Source organism: Arachidicoccus ginsenosidivorans, from assembly GCF_007971385.1.
In the GTDB taxonomy this organism is placed as follows: domain Bacteria; phylum Bacteroidota; class Bacteroidia; order Chitinophagales; family Chitinophagaceae; genus Arachidicoccus; species Arachidicoccus ginsenosidivorans.
Map to the genome: position 1 here is coordinate 1,645,414 of NZ_CP042434.1, position 18,208 is coordinate 1,663,621.

16 protein-coding genes and 1 pseudogene are annotated in these 18,208 nt (G+C 42.0%); 3 read left to right on the forward strand and 14 right to left on the reverse strand.

Annotated features, from left to right (window positions below):
• Positions 1-53: 53 nt before the first annotated feature.
• The 4 genes and pseudogenes from FSB73_RS06785 to yihA form a co-directional block, all read right to left on the reverse strand.
• Positions 54-1,067, reverse strand: coding sequence for a tetratricopeptide repeat protein (locus FSB73_RS06785; RefSeq protein ID WP_146780782.1), 1,014 nt, complete (start codon positions 1,065-1,067; stop codon positions 54-56).
• 234 nt (positions 1,068-1,301) lie between these two features.
• The gene (locus FSB73_RS06790) at positions 1,302-2,369 is read right to left on the reverse strand and encodes a DUF1015 domain-containing protein (protein ID WP_225974568.1); all 1,068 of its coding nucleotides are present in this window, start codon (positions 2,367-2,369) and stop codon (positions 1,302-1,304) included.
• Positions 2,370-2,472: 103 nt separating this feature from the next.
• Positions 2,473-3,728, reverse strand: a pseudogene (serC, locus tag FSB73_RS27485) (3-phosphoserine/phosphohydroxythreonine transaminase).
• A gap of 6 nt (positions 3,729-3,734) precedes the next feature.
• Positions 3,735-4,382: a ribosome biogenesis GTP-binding protein YihA/YsxC gene (gene yihA, locus FSB73_RS06800; protein WP_146780784.1), complete on the reverse strand. Its 648-nt coding sequence runs from the start codon at positions 4,380-4,382 to the stop codon at positions 3,735-3,737.
• Positions 4,383-4,518: 136 nt separating this feature from the next.
• Between yihA and FSB73_RS06805 the strand changes: the two genes are divergently transcribed.
• The 3 genes from FSB73_RS06805 (at position 4,519) to FSB73_RS06815 (ending at position 6,462) form a co-directional block, all read left to right on the forward strand.
• Complete coding sequence (locus tag FSB73_RS06805) at positions 4,519-5,553, forward strand: WD40/YVTN/BNR-like repeat-containing protein (RefSeq protein ID WP_146780786.1); 1,035 nt, start codon at positions 4,519-4,521, stop codon at positions 5,551-5,553.
• An 89-nt stretch (positions 5,554-5,642) separates the two neighbouring features.
• Positions 5,643-5,942, forward strand: a complete 300-nt coding sequence (locus FSB73_RS06810) for a hypothetical protein (protein ID WP_146780788.1) — start codon at positions 5,643-5,645, stop codon at positions 5,940-5,942.
• 73 nt (positions 5,943-6,015) lie between these two features.
• Complete coding sequence (locus FSB73_RS06815; RefSeq protein WP_146780790.1) at positions 6,016-6,462, forward strand: hypothetical protein; 447 nt, start codon at positions 6,016-6,018, stop codon at positions 6,460-6,462.
• A 120-nt stretch (positions 6,463-6,582) separates the two neighbouring features.
• Here the strand turns inward: FSB73_RS06815 and FSB73_RS06820 are convergent, their stop codons facing one another.
• The 10 genes from FSB73_RS06820 to FSB73_RS06860 form a co-directional block, all read right to left on the reverse strand.
• Positions 6,583-7,164 (reverse strand): hypothetical protein, encoded by a 582-nt coding sequence (locus FSB73_RS06820; protein ID WP_146780792.1) that lies wholly within the window; start codon positions 7,162-7,164, stop codon positions 6,583-6,585.
• 472 nt (positions 7,165-7,636) lie between these two features.
• Entirely contained in the window at positions 7,637-8,857 is a 1,221-nt protein-coding gene (locus FSB73_RS06825; RefSeq protein WP_225974569.1) for an MFS transporter, read from the reverse strand.
• Complete coding sequence (locus FSB73_RS24375; protein WP_225974570.1) at positions 8,842-9,021, reverse strand: hypothetical protein; 180 nt, start codon at positions 9,019-9,021, stop codon at positions 8,842-8,844. Before FSB73_RS24375 ends, FSB73_RS06825 begins: the two co-directional genes overlap by 16 nt.
• Positions 9,022-9,152: 131 nt before the next feature.
• Positions 9,153-9,740: a hypothetical protein gene (locus FSB73_RS06830; protein WP_158639442.1), complete on the reverse strand. Its 588-nt coding sequence runs from the start codon at positions 9,738-9,740 to the stop codon at positions 9,153-9,155.
• Positions 9,659-10,123, reverse strand: coding sequence for an alpha-amylase family glycosyl hydrolase (locus tag FSB73_RS06835; protein WP_146780795.1), 465 nt, complete (start codon positions 10,121-10,123; stop codon positions 9,659-9,661). The genes FSB73_RS06830 and FSB73_RS06835 overlap by 82 nt, the downstream gene beginning before the upstream one ends.
• On the reverse strand, positions 10,084-11,013 hold the full coding sequence (locus tag FSB73_RS06840; RefSeq protein ID WP_158639443.1) for an alpha-amylase family glycosyl hydrolase: 930 nt from the start codon (positions 11,011-11,013) through the stop codon (positions 10,084-10,086). Before FSB73_RS06840 ends, FSB73_RS06835 begins: the two co-directional genes overlap by 40 nt.
• Positions 11,014-11,018: 5 nt before the next feature.
• Entirely contained in the window at positions 11,019-12,887 is a 1,869-nt protein-coding gene (locus FSB73_RS06845) for a glycoside hydrolase family 13 protein (protein WP_192904097.1), read from the reverse strand.
• A 35-nt stretch (positions 12,888-12,922) separates the two neighbouring features.
• A complete protein-coding gene (locus FSB73_RS06850) occupies positions 12,923-15,403 on the reverse strand; it encodes a glycoside hydrolase family 31 protein (RefSeq protein ID WP_225974571.1) in 2,481 nt (826 codons plus the stop codon).
• Between the two features lie 125 nt (positions 15,404-15,528).
• The gene (locus tag FSB73_RS06855) at positions 15,529-16,566 is read right to left on the reverse strand and encodes a SusE domain-containing protein (RefSeq protein WP_146780799.1); all 1,038 of its coding nucleotides are present in this window, start codon (positions 16,564-16,566) and stop codon (positions 15,529-15,531) included.
• A 31-nt stretch (positions 16,567-16,597) separates the two neighbouring features.
• Positions 16,598-18,193, reverse strand: a complete 1,596-nt coding sequence (locus FSB73_RS06860) for a RagB/SusD family nutrient uptake outer membrane protein (RefSeq protein ID WP_146780801.1) — start codon at positions 18,191-18,193, stop codon at positions 16,598-16,600.
• Positions 18,194-18,208: the final 15 nt, after the last annotated feature.

The following is an 18,208-nucleotide window of genomic DNA, read 5'->3' on the forward strand; positions in this document are numbered from 1 at the left end:
TAAAATTTGAATATATTTTAGGTGCCGAGTTTCATTTTTAATGCTTTTAAATATTAATTATGCGCGTAATACTCCCCTTTAGGGACTTTAAACATGGAAGATTTTTGGAATTTACTGAACTCTTTAATCAGTCCATCATGCATATGTCCCCAATTACTAAAGCGGCTTTGATTATAAGAAGCAAATAACCACTGGTTATAGGCTTCAAAAATACCGAGTTTTAATAATTGTTGTTGCCTGTCAAACAATTTAAAAGGATACTGTTTCGCATTATCGCTATTAAACCAGTTAACAATAAACTGACCTCTTAAAGCATACAGGCTTTCTGGGGTTACCCCACCGGTTACCATATCCTGAAATTGCTGAAAAGTAGTCGCCACTGCTTTTTCAAAGCCCTGCCCATTATCTATATAATTTTGCAGGACAGCCGGTGTTGCAAACAGTGCAGCATATTGATCGGTCACGAGCGTCCGGATTTCTGATGTCCGACCGGAAAAAGATTCAAAATTAATAAACATCTCTCCATAGAGTACGCTCCATAAAGGGTTTTTCTGATCCGCATAGAACTTTGACAGAAAATAATAATTACTACTGATTGAAGGACCTACTTCTATGCCCTTCTCCCATGCATCTTTAGCCTGTGGTAATTTATTGTTTTGCTTTAGTGCATCTCCCAGTTCTGCATATAAAAGGCTATTTTCAGGGTATTTGTCTACGGCCTCTGTATATACGCGTTCAGCTTCACTATATTTAGAAGCACCTCTATAAGCTGAACCCAGGATCTGGTAGCACTGTTCATCTGCATCAGGATTAGCGACCAGTTTTTTACCTACCTCAATTGCCTGAGTATAGTTCTTTTTCCAGGTATTGATAAAGGCCTCATCTTTGAGCAGACTAAGATTATCCGGATAGCTTTGTTCTGCGGTTTGAATAATTGATAGCGCTTTATCCAGATCTCCAGCTTTCGCTTTGTCCATGGCTTGCTTGTGTGCATCTACCACACCAGCCTGACCAAAAGTCGCAAGTGCGCCTAGTAAAAGCATCGGTAGTATCAGTAATTTCTTCATAGTAAACTTTTGTTGTTGAAATATTTACGCTACGGTTATCATTAATTGATCACCTGATTTGTATTCTCTTCTATTTAATAAGATGGGTCAATAATCCATCTCTTAATTTAGGTTCAAACCAGGTGCTCTTAGGCGGCATCACATTGCCGCTATCTGCAATTGCAAACAATTGCTCGATGGCTACAGGATACAAACTAAATGCCAGAACCATTTCTCCCGAATCTACACGCGCTGTTAACCCTTCCAAGCCACGTATGCCCCTACAAAATCAATTCTTTTATCCGTACGTTGATCCTGGATATTAAGGATGGGGCCCAGCACATTTTTCTGCAAAACACTGATATCCAAGACACCAACAGGATCCTGCTCATCAAAAGTACCTGGTTTTGCCACCAGTTCATACCAATTATGATCAATATAAAGACCAATATGGTGTAAAGCGGTAGGCTTTACCGGCGATGTACTTGGAGACACCGTGAAATTTTCACTGAGTTTTTCCAAAAATTCTTCTGTAGACAACCCATTTAAATCCGTTATAACCCTGTTATAGTCCAGTATCTGGAGTTCGCTTGCTGGAAATAAGGTGGTCAGAAAATAATCTGCTGCCGGCGTTTTATCAGCGCCCAGTCCTTTGCGTACTTTGGCGGCAGATGCCGCTCTGTGGTGACCATCCGCAATATAGGTCTGCGGGACTTGATTTTCAAAGGCTGCTGAGATCTGACTGATAGCCTCGTCGTTATCCACCAACCATACCGTGTGGCGAATACCGTCCTGTGCTACAAAATCATAGATGGCAGGATGCTGATCTTTCCAGTCGCCAATTAATTGATTGAGCTGATCAACATCTCTATAGGCCAAAAAAACATTGCCTGTCTGCGCACCTGTGACCGTTATGTGGTTGATACGGTCTTGTTCTTTTTCAGGGCGGGTAAATTCATGCTTTTTAATAACATCATTTTCATAATCATCCACTGAGCTTACTGCCACTAGTCCTGTCTGGCTTTTGCCATTCATGATTAACTGATAGATATAGTAAGCTGGCTTCTCTTCTTTGATCAGGATGTGATTATCAATAAATGCCTTCAGATTTTCCTTGGCCTTTTCATAAACGGCCTGGTCGTGGATATCTACAGACTCCGGTAGGTCGATTTCACTTTTGGTAATATGCAGAAAAGAAGCTGGGTTTTCTGCCGCTTCACTTTTCGCTTCCTCACGGTTTAATACATCATAAGGTCTACTGGCCACACCCGCCGCAAAATTTTCTGCCGGGCGTAGTGCGTTAAAAGGTTGGATCTTACTCATACTTTTTATTACAATTGCGCCGGATCCGGTCTTAAATGAGAATCCGAGCGTCTTGATGGTTTAAAAAACAGGGTTGCCCCTTTTAAATTTATACGGTTTAATACTATTTAGATTTATCAAATTCGGTCATTAGATCAACAAGCGCCTGCACACTGGAAATAGGCATCGCGTTATACATGGAAACCCTAAGGCCACCTACACTTCTGTGTCCTTTTACGCCCACCATACCGTTTTGCTTACAAAGTTCCAAAAATGGCGCTTCCAAGTCTTTATTTTTAGTTGTAAAAGTAGCATTCATTAAAGAACGGTCTTCCTTCTCAACAAGTGGTTTAAAGACATCCAGCTGATCTAGTGCTGCATAGAACAAATCTGCACGCGCCTGCGCTCTTTTTTCCATTTCAATTAACCCGCCTTGGTCTTTGATCCAACGAAGCGTTAACAAAGAAACATACACGGCAAAGACCGGCGGGGTATTCAACATGGAGGCCGCTTTAATATGTCTCTGATAATCCAGAATCGGGGAGATATTTCTACCCGTCTTTCCAAGTATCTCATTTTTAATAACAACAATAGTGGCGCCCGCTGCACCAGCATTTTTTGGGCACCTGCATAAATCAAGGCGTGTTTATCAAAAGCAGCAGGCCTTGAAAAGATATCACTACTCATATCAGCAATAAGTGGCGTATCCCCTGCTGCAGGCAGTGAATGCCACTGTGTGCCTTCGACGGTATTATTACTGGTATAATGCAGATAACTGCTGCCTTCGTCAACGGTGAAGTTTTTTTGAATATAGCTGTGATTACGATCAGAAGTATCCCCGACTGTCACTGCCTTGCCAAATACCTCCGCTTCTTTGATAGCCTTGGTTCCCCAAATCCCGTTTTTAATATAAGCAGCCTGACCACCCACCGGTAACAAATTTAACGGCACCTGCATAAACTGAGTGGTTGCCCCGCCCTGCAAAAATAAGACGCTATAGGTATCGTCCAGTCCCATGAGTTCCTTCACTAGTGCCCTGGCCTCCTCAATAACCTCTGTAAACCAAGGGGTCCTGTGTCCAATTTCCAAGATGGACAACCCCAGGCCATTAAAATCGATGATGGCCTCACTGGCCTTTCTTAGCACCTCCTGTGGAAGTATAGACGGCCCTGAATTAAAATTGTGCCTTTTCATGGCTGAAAATTTGTTTAAATGATGATCTGATGATAGATTTTGAAGCGGAAAGTTACGAGAATTGCCTGATTGTACAATAAATGGGTTGTCGAAGTTATTAAGAAGGGCAACCACAAAAGACAAAAAACCGGACAAACCCACTTTTACTAACAGGCGTTGTCCGGTCTTTTGACAATTAAGGTGCATCCCAGCTTATTTAAATCTGGTCTGATCTTCTTCATATTTTTCATTATAATTACCAATCAATTCCAGAATTTCTTCCCGACCTACTTTCTTAGTAGCACTGGTTATAATGACTTGTGGCAAAAATTGCCAGGAACTACGCAACTGCTCCAGGAAAAAACCAATATTACGTTCAACCACGCTTGGCATTTCCTTATCTGTTTTCGTGTAGACTAGTGTGAAAGGAATCTGCCAATGGCCCAAAGCCATAACAAATTCTAAATCAATCGCCTGTGGTTTATGACGGCCATCAATCAAAACAAAGAGTTGCATTAAATTCTCTCTGCCTGAAATGTAATCCTCGATCATTTTTGACCAGGCTTTCCGGGATTTCTGGGCCACTTTTGCATACCCATACCCCGGCAAATCCACCAGATACCAGCTATATTTAGGCGCTTTTTCCTTTTTGCTGCTTTCAATAGCAAAATGATTGATCATCTGCGTCTTACCAGGCGTCGATGAGGTCTTGGCCAGTGACTGCCGCTGACAAAGCATATTGATCAGGGAGGATTTCCCTACATTGCTTCTGCCAATAAAGGCATATTCTGGCCTGTCAGGCGCCGGACATTTTTGCCAGCTCGGGCTGGAAATCACATAAGAGGCGTTTTTTATTACCATGCGGCAAAGATAACATATCCCACCCAAAAGCCAGAAAAACAGTACCTGAGACACTGTCAGTGCACTAAAATTGACTAATTTTAACCTCTTTGTAGCCCTGTAAAATTTGTAATTATAAAAAGCCACTTATTTAATTATGCGTCACATTTTATTTTTAGCCATTGCAATATTATTAAGTGGGCAAACCGCTTTTGGACAATTACCTACAATTCAACTGCTACAGTCTGGTAAATCGACCAATCTCAGAGGCCTGTCATCTAGAAATGGCAAGGAGATCTGGGTCAGTGGCAGTAACGGCTGGATCGGATACAGTCTGGATGGTGGTATTCACTGGAATTGGCATCAGCCCGCCGGGTTTGCCAATAGGGATTTTAGAGATATTGCAGCAATTAATAAGGGCGCAGCCGTTATTACTGGCATCGATACACCCGCCGTTATCCTAAAAACGGTTGACAAGGGCAAAGACTGGCAGCTGGTTTACAGTAACGACAGCCCAGGAATGTTTTTGGATGCGGTGGATTTTGTCGATACGCTGCAGGGGATCGTGTTGGGAGATCCAGTAGGTGATCCCAAGGATAGTCGACCATTTTTAGCGCGTACCAAGGATGGGGGTAACAGCTGGCAAACAATGGCTGCCAGTTTTAATACAAAAATCGCTGCCGGAGAAGCATTTTTTGCCGCCAGCGGCACTAATATTCACCTATTGCCGAATGGCAGTTTTATTTTCCCAAGCGGAGGCACCTGTGCCAATATCTGGATACATTCAGGAAAAGAGCAGCAGCGTGGCCTTGTCACAAAGCTACCCTTCCGTCAGGCTATCCCTACTTCTGGGCCCAATGGCATGGATATAAAAGGGAAGATCATTGCGCTTGTCGGAGGTGATTATACAAAGCCAGGGCAGGGAGACAGTTGTTTTGCCATCAGTTATGACGGTGGTAAACATTGGCAAGACCAGCATGCACTTCCTGGGTATGGCAGCAGCGTAGCCATTATTGACCCAAGAAAAATAATTGCTTGTGGCCTTCATGGAGTCTGGCTGACGCTCGATGGCGGCAAACATTGGCAGACCATTGACAAAAGGCCCTTCAATAGTCTGCTATACATTCCGACAACAAAAAAACTCTATTTAGCAGGCCCCAAAGGAACCATTGGGTTGATAGATGGACTATAAACAACTAATGGCTTATAAATTGAATTGATTATTACGGCAATTATTGATTTTAATGTAATTTCGGGGTAGTCAAATTAGAAACGTAGGCTATGCAATCTTTTATTATTAATATTCCTGAGGAAAAAGTAGACTTTTTCCTGGAGCTGGCAGAGATGCTGGATTTTGAGGTGTTGGAAATCGAAGAAGATGAATTTGAAGTGGAAGACGAGCATCAGGAGGATATGGATGACGATCCTGAAGATGACCGGCAACATGATCAGAGCGCATCCAAAAATCATTTCGATAAAAATAAATCCGGCCGCTCACCAAAAACACCACCTCCCGCAATAGATGATCCTTTTTTAGACTGGGACGCCGAAAGGCAAAATGCCAAAAAAAATAAGTATTGATTCGGCAATGTCCTACCTACCTACCTACCTTCCTGCCAATCTTCCTAAATAGTCAAACAAAAAAAATAAACCTATGAACCTTAACCTAAAAGCTAAACATATATTTTCTTTAATAACTGTTACCCTACTTTTCACCGCACTAGTTTTAACGAGTTGCAGTAAGGACAACGATACAGCTACGAATAAATATCAATTGGAAGGCACCTGGCAACTATATAAAATGACAACAGGTGCTATTGTCGATTCAACTTATGAACCGAGCGACCAAAATGAAATCATTTTTGCTCCAAGGTTTTATTGGCGCTATGTAAATGGAGCAGTCAGTGACTCTGGAAACTATACCCTAATTAAGGAACAGCAAACAGCACAGCAGTTTATTGGCCAGATAGATTACGGTACAAGCATCAATCAGTTTATCACAATAAAAGGTGACACACTTAGTCTGTCTTCTCCTGGCATTATAGCCAACGCCGCCATTTATATTAAATCCTCAGACAATAGCGACTTTCCGCAACAATAACTAAAAATAACGAGTTCCAACATAGCCAAAAAGCAAGATCGTTATCGTTTACCCCTGTAAACGATAACGATCTTTATATGCTAAACACTAAACCTCAAATGCTTGTTTGAAATCGAGCCGTTACCTGCTACGCTGTACAGTGCTGCGCTGTGGTGTAGAGCGAACTGCTTTAGTTGTACGATCATTTTGTTTAATGGTACGGTTGGTTTGCTTAATCACTTTTTTCTCTGTCCTTTTTGCAACTACTGTATTATGACTATTCCCCTTATTACCATTGTAATTTCCATTATAATGGTTGCCATTATTTCTCATGGCCCTATAGGCATTGTTATCCCTTAACATAGGCTGTGGCCGATAACTTTTGTACTGTCCATAATGCTGAATATCATACTGATTATTCTGATAAGGATATGCACGGTTTACCACTACTTTATACGCATTGTAGATATTATAATTACTGAAACGGTTAGGTAATCTGTTTGCAAAATGCCATCTATTGCCTATCAGGTAGATGTACTGCGCAGTCGCTACATTGTAGTAAGCATTGATATCGGGCAAATAATAATAATCTACATAGTTATAGCCTGAAGGACCCCAATCTGGTTGGCTACCGATATTAATACTGATATTAATCTGTGCCTTTGAGCCACCGGCAAAAAACACACCGGCAAATACACTCATGATGACGATAATCTTTTTCATAACTTAAAATTTAATGGGTTAAATAATGTCAATACCCTTATGCTACTTCTTTACTTCTTCTTTCTACTTTGTGCGCTTTTCTAAATGCTTTTCTTATTAGCGGCGCACATATATAAGATAGTGGATTGTTCTTGAAGTTACATCTATGGGGTGGGTTTTAGGTCAAATGAGCCAATGTTTCGGTGATTTCGGCAAACAACGATGTTCTATTTTGATTATCAGTTAATTATAATTAACATTGCCCCTTAGTTCGTTAACATCTACCCACTTTCTTTAACTTTATCCTTAGGTATATTTGTATGATAGCGATAGCCAAATAGGCGTCCCACTGAATATGGCGAAAATGCGAATAAAAAATTGGGCAATCACAATTAGATCAGGCGCCTCCAAAATTCATCACAGTCTTAAAGCAATAGTAAAAGAAAAATTCAGCTTAATTATTGATGGTTAGTTGCAATTGATAATATCTGCATCACATTTTTGTAAATGGTTTGACAGGCTCCTTCACCCTTACCTTCATCATGGCAAAGGCACCCAAAATCATAAATCCACCAGCCATGACGAGAGAATAAATAGCATTGCTATGGTAAAAATATTTAAGGATTAATCCGCCCAACAGGCCATTTACAATTTGCGGAATGGTAATGAAAAAATTAAAAATCCCCATATATACCCCCATTTTTCTGGGTGGCAGAGAGGAAGCTAAAATGGCATAAGGCATAGCCAGAATGCTGCCCCAGGCCATGCCAATACCCACCATGGGCAGTAGTAGCCAGTATTTATCCTGAATAAAGAGGATGGCCACAAGACTTAAGCCACCGACCAAAAGAGACAATGCATGCGTACGCTTTTTGCCCAGATTTATGGCAATTTTGGGCAGTAACAGGGCATACACCGCAGAAACACCGTTGTAAACCCCGAACAATACGCCAACCCAATTGCCCGCCTCCGCATAAGCCGCAGATGCCGTATCAGTAGCAGGCAGGTGATAAATATGTTCCGCAATTGCTGGTGTGGTAAATACCCACATGGAGAACAAGGCAAACCAGGAAAAGAACTGCACCCAGCCCAGCTGGCGCATGGTTTGCGGCATTTTGCGAATATCTTTAATAATCGTTTTGATGCTGCCTTCACTTTTAATAACTTCCTGGACAACATCCAGCTCTTTCACATTTTCCCGTTCATACATCCTTGCCTCTTCAGGACTATATTCTCTGGTCGTAAAAATAGTCCAAAGGATCGCCGCCACCAACACGGCCGCCCCAATATAAAAAGTAAATATGACGTTAGCAGGCACTTCACCAGGGATGGCCGTAGATTTGACATGGAATACCTCCGCCAGCAAAAAAGGCATAACGGATCCTAATATGGCCCCTGCACCAATTAAAAAAGTCTGGATAGAAAAGCCCAGACTGGACTGACTATCCGGCAATTTATCCGCCACAAGCGCTCTAAAGGGCTCCATGGCCACATTAATGGAAGCGTCCGTTAACATCAGCATACTGGCTCCTACAATAATGGGCGGCATTAGGTAGGCCAAAAACGAGGCATTAGGCATCACCATTAAAGCAATGGCTGTCAGTAATGCGCCCACCAGAAAATAGGGTTTTCTTCTGCCAAATCGTGTCCAGGTTTTATCACTAAAATGGCCGATTAAAGGTTGAACGATCATCCCGGTCAAAGGCGCTGCCAACCAGAAAGCGATAGATGATCTACCTCAGCGCCAAAAGTCTGCAGGATTCTGGAAGCATTGCCATTTTGCAAGGCGAAGGCAAACTGAATACCAAAAAATCCAACACTCATGTTGAATATGCTTTTAATAGACAATTTTGGCTTCACGATTTTTATTGTCGTCATTGGCTTGATTTTTCTTTTCGGGGCCTATACTGGACCTACCCTACACCTTATCCGCTTTTCACCTATGTGAAGGTTTACTCATTTTAACTCCTTAAATATAGGCCATTTTAACGTAGACACCGGCTTCTTCACTACCTTATTTTCCACACCAGAAAACCACCAGGACTGAGGCGAATATGAACGGTATTCCTACTCGTATCGAAAGTAAAATGGTTCGCTTTCCGATTGGACAGTTGGGCAGGATCCGCCTGACGGGTACCTGCAACATCTACTACCGCTGCTTTGCCCAATCGAATTAAGTCAGGTAGATGAACTGCCGCATTAAGAGATTGCTTGTGATCAAAGTTGGCGGCAAATAGTAAAGTTTCCCCTTGATCATAACGCAGATAACACATGCCGTATTTACCCAAGTCAGGACTTGATAATAAATATAATTTCCCCTTACGAATGGCACTGCTATTAGCTGCCAGGTTTAATAATTGGCGGTAAAATGCTCTAAGCCCTTTTTGGTCTTTATTTAACCCTTTGCCATCGTATTTACCTTTATCTACCCATTTTTGATAAATTGGCAATCCCCAATAATCAAATATTGTCGTTTTCCCATCTGCGCCACCGAATCCTTCGGCAGTCGGAGCATTTACCCCAGCTCCTGTCCAAAATAAATTAACACAGGACCGGTCGTGGCCGTCGCAGCGACGCCCATAGCCGCTTCTCCCCAATAAGCATCGCCTGCAAACTGAGTAGAGGCGATACGCTGTTCATCATGATTTTCCAGAAAGTTCAGCAAATGACTGCTGATAGATGCCTGCTTATTTAAAATTTCGAGGATATTTTTGGTATCCGCATTGCTGTCATTTCTTAAAATAGGTTTTAAGACGTCATACAAACCTACCTTATTGTAGAGATAATCAAATACCCCTGGTGCAGTAAACGCGCTATATTTAGCAGGGTCATATGCTTCTGCAATAAAAATAAGATCGGGATATTTTGCCTTTACAGCACCGATTGCATATTTCCAGAAAGCCAGTGGCACCATTTCAGCCACATCGCACCTAAATCCATCTACTCCCTGGGCCGCCCAATAGAGCAATATATCCCGCATTTTTTCCAGACCGGCGGTACCGGGTTAAAATGCACAGCATCTGCGTGAAACAAATCAATTCCGTAATTGAGTTTAATGGTCTCATACCAATCATCTATTGATGGATCGGGGCGTAAGACATTATTGCCGGTTACTTTAGCAGGCACTTCCTTAAACTTACCATCCTTTAGCAACGAATGAAAGTCACGACCACCTGGATCCACACCAGCAGGAACCTTAAACGAAGTGCCTGGCAAATAATAGAAATCATTTTGGGGGCTAAACCTGAGCGTTGTATCATCATCAGCACCAAAGTCTATTACACCCTTAGGTTTTCTATCAGAATGATACCCCCTGGCAACATGATTGGGTATAAAATCCATGACTACTTTTAAGCCATGCTCATGCGTTCTGCCAATCAAGGCTTGAAATTCTTGTAAACGTTCATTCACGTTTACCGCCAGGTCAGGATCCACATCATAATAATCTTTCACCGCATAAGGAGAGCCTGCCCTACCCTTGACAACATCAGGGTCATCCAGTGCAATACCAAATTTTGTATAATCAGTCATGGTCGCGTGCTCCAGTACGCCAGTATACCAAATATGGGTTATCCCCAATCCTTTAATGCTATCAAGGGCACGATCAGTTATATCGTTAAATTTTCCGGCACCATTTTGCTCAATGGAACCGTTTAATTGATTGGTCAGGTTTTGATTGCCAAATAATCTGACGAGCACTTGGTATATAACTGGCTTGCCAGCAGGCTCAGCCCATAACTGCTGCTTTTGTTCATGCTCCTTTTGTTGTTCGTCTTTTTCGTTAGGTTTAGTAGATAAACAACCAGCGATCAGACAAATGGTCAAACAAGCTGCACTGAGCTTTTGCAGATTTCTAAATCCAAGGGACACCTTCATTATTTTTGTAATTGCAAAATGGTAATACTATTGGCCGGAAGACTTAAGGAGGTAATATCCGGCAATCTTGATCCCGTTATTACATTTGTTGCCTGCTTATATCCCTGCAAGCTTTCTTTAAATCTATTGGTATTCAGATTTTTCATCTGATCATTTTTATTGACAATAACCATCACGCTCTGCGTATCGGTGTATCGAAAATAGGTATATATTTTATCTTCCGGAACGTATTGCATCAGTTTACCCGCCCTTAGTGCGGGGCTGGAAGCCCGGAATCTGGCCAGCGTTCTAATAAAATTAAATGCATTATTTTCCTTTTCGCTGCGGCCTTTTGCTGTAAACTTACTGACCGTATCTTGATTCCAGCCACCAGGAAAGTCTTCTCTGACCAGACCATCAGGATTTGAAAAGTTTTTCATTAAAATTTCTGTTCCATAATAAAGCTGCGGGATACCGCGCATCGTCAATAAAATCCCCATGCCTTGCCTGAATTTATTAAAGTCTTCACCGATCATAGAATAGAATCTGCTCATGTCATGGTTATCCAGAAAGACTACGTTTTGTTCCGGATGCTTATACAAAAAGTCAAGCGATAGCGTAGCGTAGAGTTTATTGGAGCCATCTACCCAACCTTCCTTGTCATTTAAAAACCCATAAATAGCATCTTTAAGCACTGCATCCGTCACACCTGGCAAATGCGTATCCAGCCCTCTGTTGACAGTATTTCCACCGGCAAAAAAGGCTTGTTCTGCAACTGTAGTAACTAAAGTCTCTCCAAAAATAGATAGATGCGGAAACTGATTTAAAATTGCGCGCGCCCAGACCGACATAAACTTAGGGTCGTTGTAAGGGTAAGTATCCAGGCGCAGGCCATCAATTCCCGCATATTCTATCCACCAAATATGGTTTTGTGTCAAATAACGATCCACATAAGGATTGTTTTGATTCAGATCCGGCATCGTAGGTACAAACCATCCATTCAGCATAATTTTTTGATCTGCTACGGAACGGTGAATATCCATTACTGGCTGATCTCTGTAACTGCTGTTTGTATAAGTAGGCCATTGATGTACCCAGTCTTTCATAGGAAGATCCTGCATGATCCAACTCTGGGAGCCTATATGATTATGAACAACGTCTTTGATGACTTTAAGGCCCATCTTATGCGCCTTTTCCACATAAGCCTTATATAGCTCATTGGAGCCAAACCTCGGATCAATTTTATAGATATCTGTAGCGGCATAACCATGGTAAGAAGCGCTGCTCATATCATTTTCAATCATGGGTGTACACCAGATGGCGGTCGCGCCCAAATCTTTAATATAATCCAGATGGTTCATCAGCCCCAGCAAATCTCCTCCATGTCGATCATACATCGAATCCCGGTTCAATGACTGATCTTTCATTCCAGCTATCCTGTCATTGGAAGGGTCTCCATTGGAAAATCTGTCTGGCATCACCAGATAGATCAGATCTTCACTCGTAACACCCTGATTGCGACCCGGTCGCTGATCTGGTTGATCCAGTTTATAATTATAAACGATTGTTTTAGTGCCTTGTTTGGAAAATTCCAAGTCAAAACTACCAGATCTTGTCCCTTTGTCAATGACCAGATCAATAAACAGGTAATTGGGATTTTCAACTTTATTTACCTTGATCAGATGGACACCGGGATAATCTAAGGTGACCGTCCGATCCGCTATGTTTTTTCCATGAACGAGTAATTGCAAAGAAGAGTCAGCCATATCCACCCACCAGGACATGGGCCTTACCCTATCAAGTGCCTTTAAGTCATGCTGGGCGTTAGAAACCTTTGCAACTCCAGCCATTAAAACACAAATAAACAAAACCTTGCACCACTTACCCATGCGCTTTCAATTTACTTTTTAAAGATTGCTTTATATTATTTAAGGTCGATGACAATCTCATCACTTACATTTCTTATAACATGGCTGAGAACGTCTTCTCCTTCTAACGGATTTGCCACGCCTTGAGGATCAAATTTAGAGATTGGTGTTAAAAGTGCAACAAAATCCTTTTTGAAGCCGACAGCGTGACCATCTATGGAAAAATGATCTTTATTATCAAATCCATGCATCACTAATTTAATACTTTTAAAAATAGAGTTGCGATTCCCTACAGCTTTTTTAAGAATAATCCGGTTATTTTCATGATCATACACAAAGTCACGCTTATAATAATCTCCCGATTGATAGGAATAAGACTTACCATCATCTTCATAATAGGTATATTGATTATCCGTATTGCCTTTATAAATATTCAAAATCAGGGTATCCTTCGGTAAAATCTGGGTGGACTGTACCAGTGACTGCATAGGAATGAAGCTACTACCTTTTACATACACGGGCAGTTTATTATAAGCCAGTTTTAGAATCTTTTCTACTCCTCCTTTTTGCGGCGCACCTGTATACAAATCATACCAAATCCCCTCCGGGAAATAGGCTTCCCCAAACTTTTCTTTGCTCTCAAAGGGAAGAACCAATAAATCTGGGCCAAAAAGATACTCGTTTTGATAACGGGTATCATAAATCTTATCGTCAAAGCTGTAATCAATGGCCAAGCTACGCATAAGCGGCAATCCGTTTTGGGTAGCCTGATAAAAATTTGAATAGATATAGGGTATTAACCGGTAGCGCAGACCGATAAAATTGCGGGAGATCTCTGTCACTTCTTCCCCAAAAGTCCAGGGTTCTGCTGATTTGGTATTTACAGCCGTATGCCCTCTAAAATAAGGTGTAAAAGCCCCTATTTGGATCCATCTGGCAAATAAACCGATACTTGGATTGCCTGTAAAGCCTCCTATGTCCATCCCGGTAAAGGCTACTCCACTGAGTCCCAGACTATTGAGTAAACGAACGCCTGCCATCATATGATCATCTTCTGCCCGGTTATCCCCCGTCCAGATAGCTGTATATCTTTGCAGCCCCGCATAACCGGCTCTGGTCAGGATAAAAGGACGCTCCTTAAAACTCTTTTTTGCGCCTTCATAACTGGCTCTGGCCATTTCCAGGGCATAGACATTATGGGCACCAATGGTTGTGGCCCCCTGTCCATCATAATCGAATAATACATTAAAAGGCATTTTGTTGCCCCAACTGGCAATCTCATTCATATCATTCCAGATGCCATCCACACCAGTACCGGCTAAAAACCTGACCTTATCCGCCCACCAGTCTCTGCCCTTTTGGCTGGTAAAGTCCGGAAAATTGCACCAACCCGGCCACACTTCAGCTGTATAAGGATTGCCATCTGGATATTTAATAAATACATCTTTTGCAATACCATCTTCATAGGCAGGATAACCCTTTTCTACTTTAATGCCCGGATCAACGATGACTGTTGTTTTAAAGCCCATGGATTCCAGTTCCTTATTCATATCAATGGGGTGCGGAAATCTTTTTTTATCCCAGGTAAAGAGTTTGTATTTTTCCATATAATGGATATCCAGAGTGATACCATCTGCCGGAATCTTTTTTTCTCTGAGTGTCTTGGCGATACGCAATACTTCGGTGTCCGGATAATAACTGTAGCGGTTTTGCTGATAGCCCAGACTCCACAGTGGGGGTAAAGACATGCGCCCAGTAAGTGCGGTATAGTCGGTAATAATATCTGCTACCTTTTTTTGATAGATAAAATAATAGTTCATTTCGCCGCCATCTGCGCCAAAGGAAGAAAAACGGTTATTGCTGGCTCCAAAATTAAAATCGGATTTAAAGGTATTATCCATAAATATTCCGTAACACAAAGAGTCGTGTAGTCCTATATAAAAGGGAATACTTGAATAAATCGGATCAGCATTCGCTGCGTATCCATAAGAATCGTTATTCCAGTTGACATAACCTGTTCCCTTTCTATCCAGATTGCCGGTCTTTTCACCTAGTCCTATAAAGCGTTCCTCAGGCTGCAACTGCTTGTAGGTCGTTACCTGATTGCCAATCCAGGAGGTGCCCATACTGGCCACATCCTCATTAATCAGTTTTCCTTCTTTGGTATAAAATGCAATTGAAAATGGCTTTTTAAGGATAACTACATCCAGACTGTCTGTTGAGAAAAGGATACGATCTGCTGACTCTTTCCAAGTAGTTGCCACTTTTTCGGGAGCCGCCACCACCGCATAGGAAAAATCCTTCCCTAACGGATTTTTATCCATTCTGACACGGATTATGGATGGCGAGTATGCCAACACTTCCACATAACTATGTACGGTCTGGACTTTAAGCCCATGAGCCACCTGTTCAATTTTCAATACATCCCCCGGTGTTACCAGGGAGGATGGCATGGGTATATGATTATGTACTTGCGTTGTTTCCAAAGAAGGGATATTATCAGGTTGGGTAGCTGCTACCATACTATTTTGGCCCATAACGGACGATATTAAACTTAATGAGATGATCGTTGTGCTTAAAATATGCATAAAAGAAAAATAGAAATAAACGCCCGTTCTGACCGCTTGCAATCAGCCAACCAGAACAGGACGTTTCATTTAGATTATTGTAAGGTCATTGTGACAACAGGTTCTTTGGGAACTCTTAAATCCAAGGTAATTACATAAGTACCAGCCTCAGCGATGGTATAGTTATCCGCACCATATACATCTCCCGTACCGATATTAAGATCCCATTTGTGGTTAGCCCTGAGCTTGAGTAATCCTGCATTGAGTTGAACTGTTTTCGTCAGCACCTGATTTTCGGGGTCAAAATCAAACATAATATCATCATTATCACCCCAACCACCGGCTGCATCTCCAACAATACCCCAGTTCTCAAGTGTTGCACTCCAGGTAAGTGCTTTCGTATCTGCCTGGATCAGATAATAGCCTGCGCCTGCTATATCCAGGTTATCGCCGCTGGTAGCGATGGTACCTTCAGTGGCACCGGCAGCATACTGGACGCCATCCCAGTTCGGATCTACAGTAAATTTGAACGGGTTATCTGCTTTGGTTAAATTTAAATATCCTTCATATTTACCATCGTCTTTAATAGAATATAATTTTGCTATAATGTCCGCATCAGGCGCCCATCCCTGGTAATCCCCAGGGACATAAAGGAAAGGATATGGAATAACACGTTTGGCTACATAAGGGGTAACGGTTATTGTTAGCGGATCAGAATAGGCATAGAGACTGTCTGCCACCTGGGCCAGTACCCTGATTTTCACTTCGCTGGCTTCATTTGGCTGATACTTGGCTCCCAAAAGAAGGGTATTTAAATCAGCCACTGTAAATGAAGTCGAAGTTGCCTGCCCCATCCCCAAAGAAGAAAACCGGCTAAAAGCAGAATCCTTATAACTTACCTGCAACAGATAACTAATGGCAGCTGCATAACCAAAATCGGCCTTATTCCAGGAAAGATCCACCGCTTTATCCGCCGCATTGTCTTCGCTCAGAACAATTGTGCTCTGACTGGCTGTCAAACTAACCGGTGTACTTGGCGTGGCAACCACCAGTGTCTGGTCCTTTTTGCAGGAGGCAAAACTCAGCATTAAGGCTGATACCAACATGCATATAAAATTGAATCGAATTTTCATTATTATAAATTTATCAAAGTGATCATTAATGTTAATTGCCGTATCCGGGGTTCTGTGTCAGGTTATCAGGATTGGCCGCCACATCAGAGGCCGGAATGGGAAATAAATTATATTTATCCGCAACACTGGTACCATCTTTAATGCCGCCCTTCCAGGGCCATATATAGGCACTGCCGGTAAATTCACCAAAACGGATCAAATCTGTCCTTCTGAAACCTTCATAATAAAGCTCTCTGGCTCTTTCATCCAGGATAAATGGCAATGTAATATTGGCTACATTGCCTGAGGTATTACCATAAGCTCTTTCCCTGAGTTTATTTATATAACTAATAGCAGTCGCTTTATCACCACCAGTGCCACCACGTAGCACCGCTTCTGCGTAAATCAGGTATTGCTCTGCCAGCCTGAAAAGTGGAAAATCAGTGGAGACAAATGTGCTTGCATTGGCAGGCAGGCTTCCATCTGAATTTGTATTTCTGAATTTAATTACTTTTACCCCCTCAGCAAAGGTGGTCGTATTGGTAATGTCATATTCCGTTCCAAGCATTAATGCGGCCCTTTTATCTTTGGAGGCCGTATAGTCATCCCCAAAGAGTTTAGGGAGAGGAGAACGCGCTCTTATACCGCCCCAGCCACCAGCTGGCACACCATAGGCGTCCGGACCGTCACCTGTACTGCCATCAATACATGCATTTACCAAAAAGGTGGTACCCCCATAATTCTGGGTTTCATTTCCATCATAATTAATGGAGAGAATTGTTTCAGGATTATTGACATTATTATCAGCCAGAAAAAGGTCATTATAATGCGTGTCCAGACTATATCCAGAGTTTATCACCTTTTCTGAATAAGTGATAGCGTCGGTATAATGATCCGTACCTGTATACACGGCAGCGTTCAGGTAAAGTCTGGCCAGCAGTGCCCAGTCAGCCGCCTGATCGGCCCGGCCATATTCATTTTGTTTAGGCGCAACAAGATCTGGCTCGATTGCCTTAAGTTCACTTTCTATATAGGTAAATAAATCGGCTCTTTTAATTTGGGGCGGCGCAATTTTACCTATTTTACTATTTTCATCCGTAAATGGCGGATTGCCAAAAAGATCCATTAATACCCAGTACTGATAAGCTCTGACAAACCTTGCTTCGGCCCTAAAATGTGTCAGATTCTCTTTATCCTCATCGGAAAATGAAGCAGGTACATTCTCAGTTTCCCTAATAAAAGAGTTCGCAACTGTAATCTGGTAAATACAACGATTATATAGACCATTGAGCAATAGATTACCGGAAGTCCAGCTTATTTCATTTAGATCCGGGATGCCGGGATCTCCCCATGCACAGAGGGCTTCATCTGTTGGTAGTTCCTGTGCATTCCAATACAGCCTCAAAAAATCCGATGTCCCGGCATCAATACCTCCCAGATCAGAACTTCCAGACCCGCTGCTTCCAGTTAATGCAAATGCACCATACACTTTAGCCAACGCTTGTTTCGTACCATCAATGGTACTGAAAACATCTGTATTACTTGTTGTATTTATGGGCATCCTATCCAGCTTTTTACTGCAGGAGAATGCGGTCATGGCAAAAACCAATGCCCAAATTATATATATCTTTTGAAAATTATGTTTCATCTCAAATATGTTTTA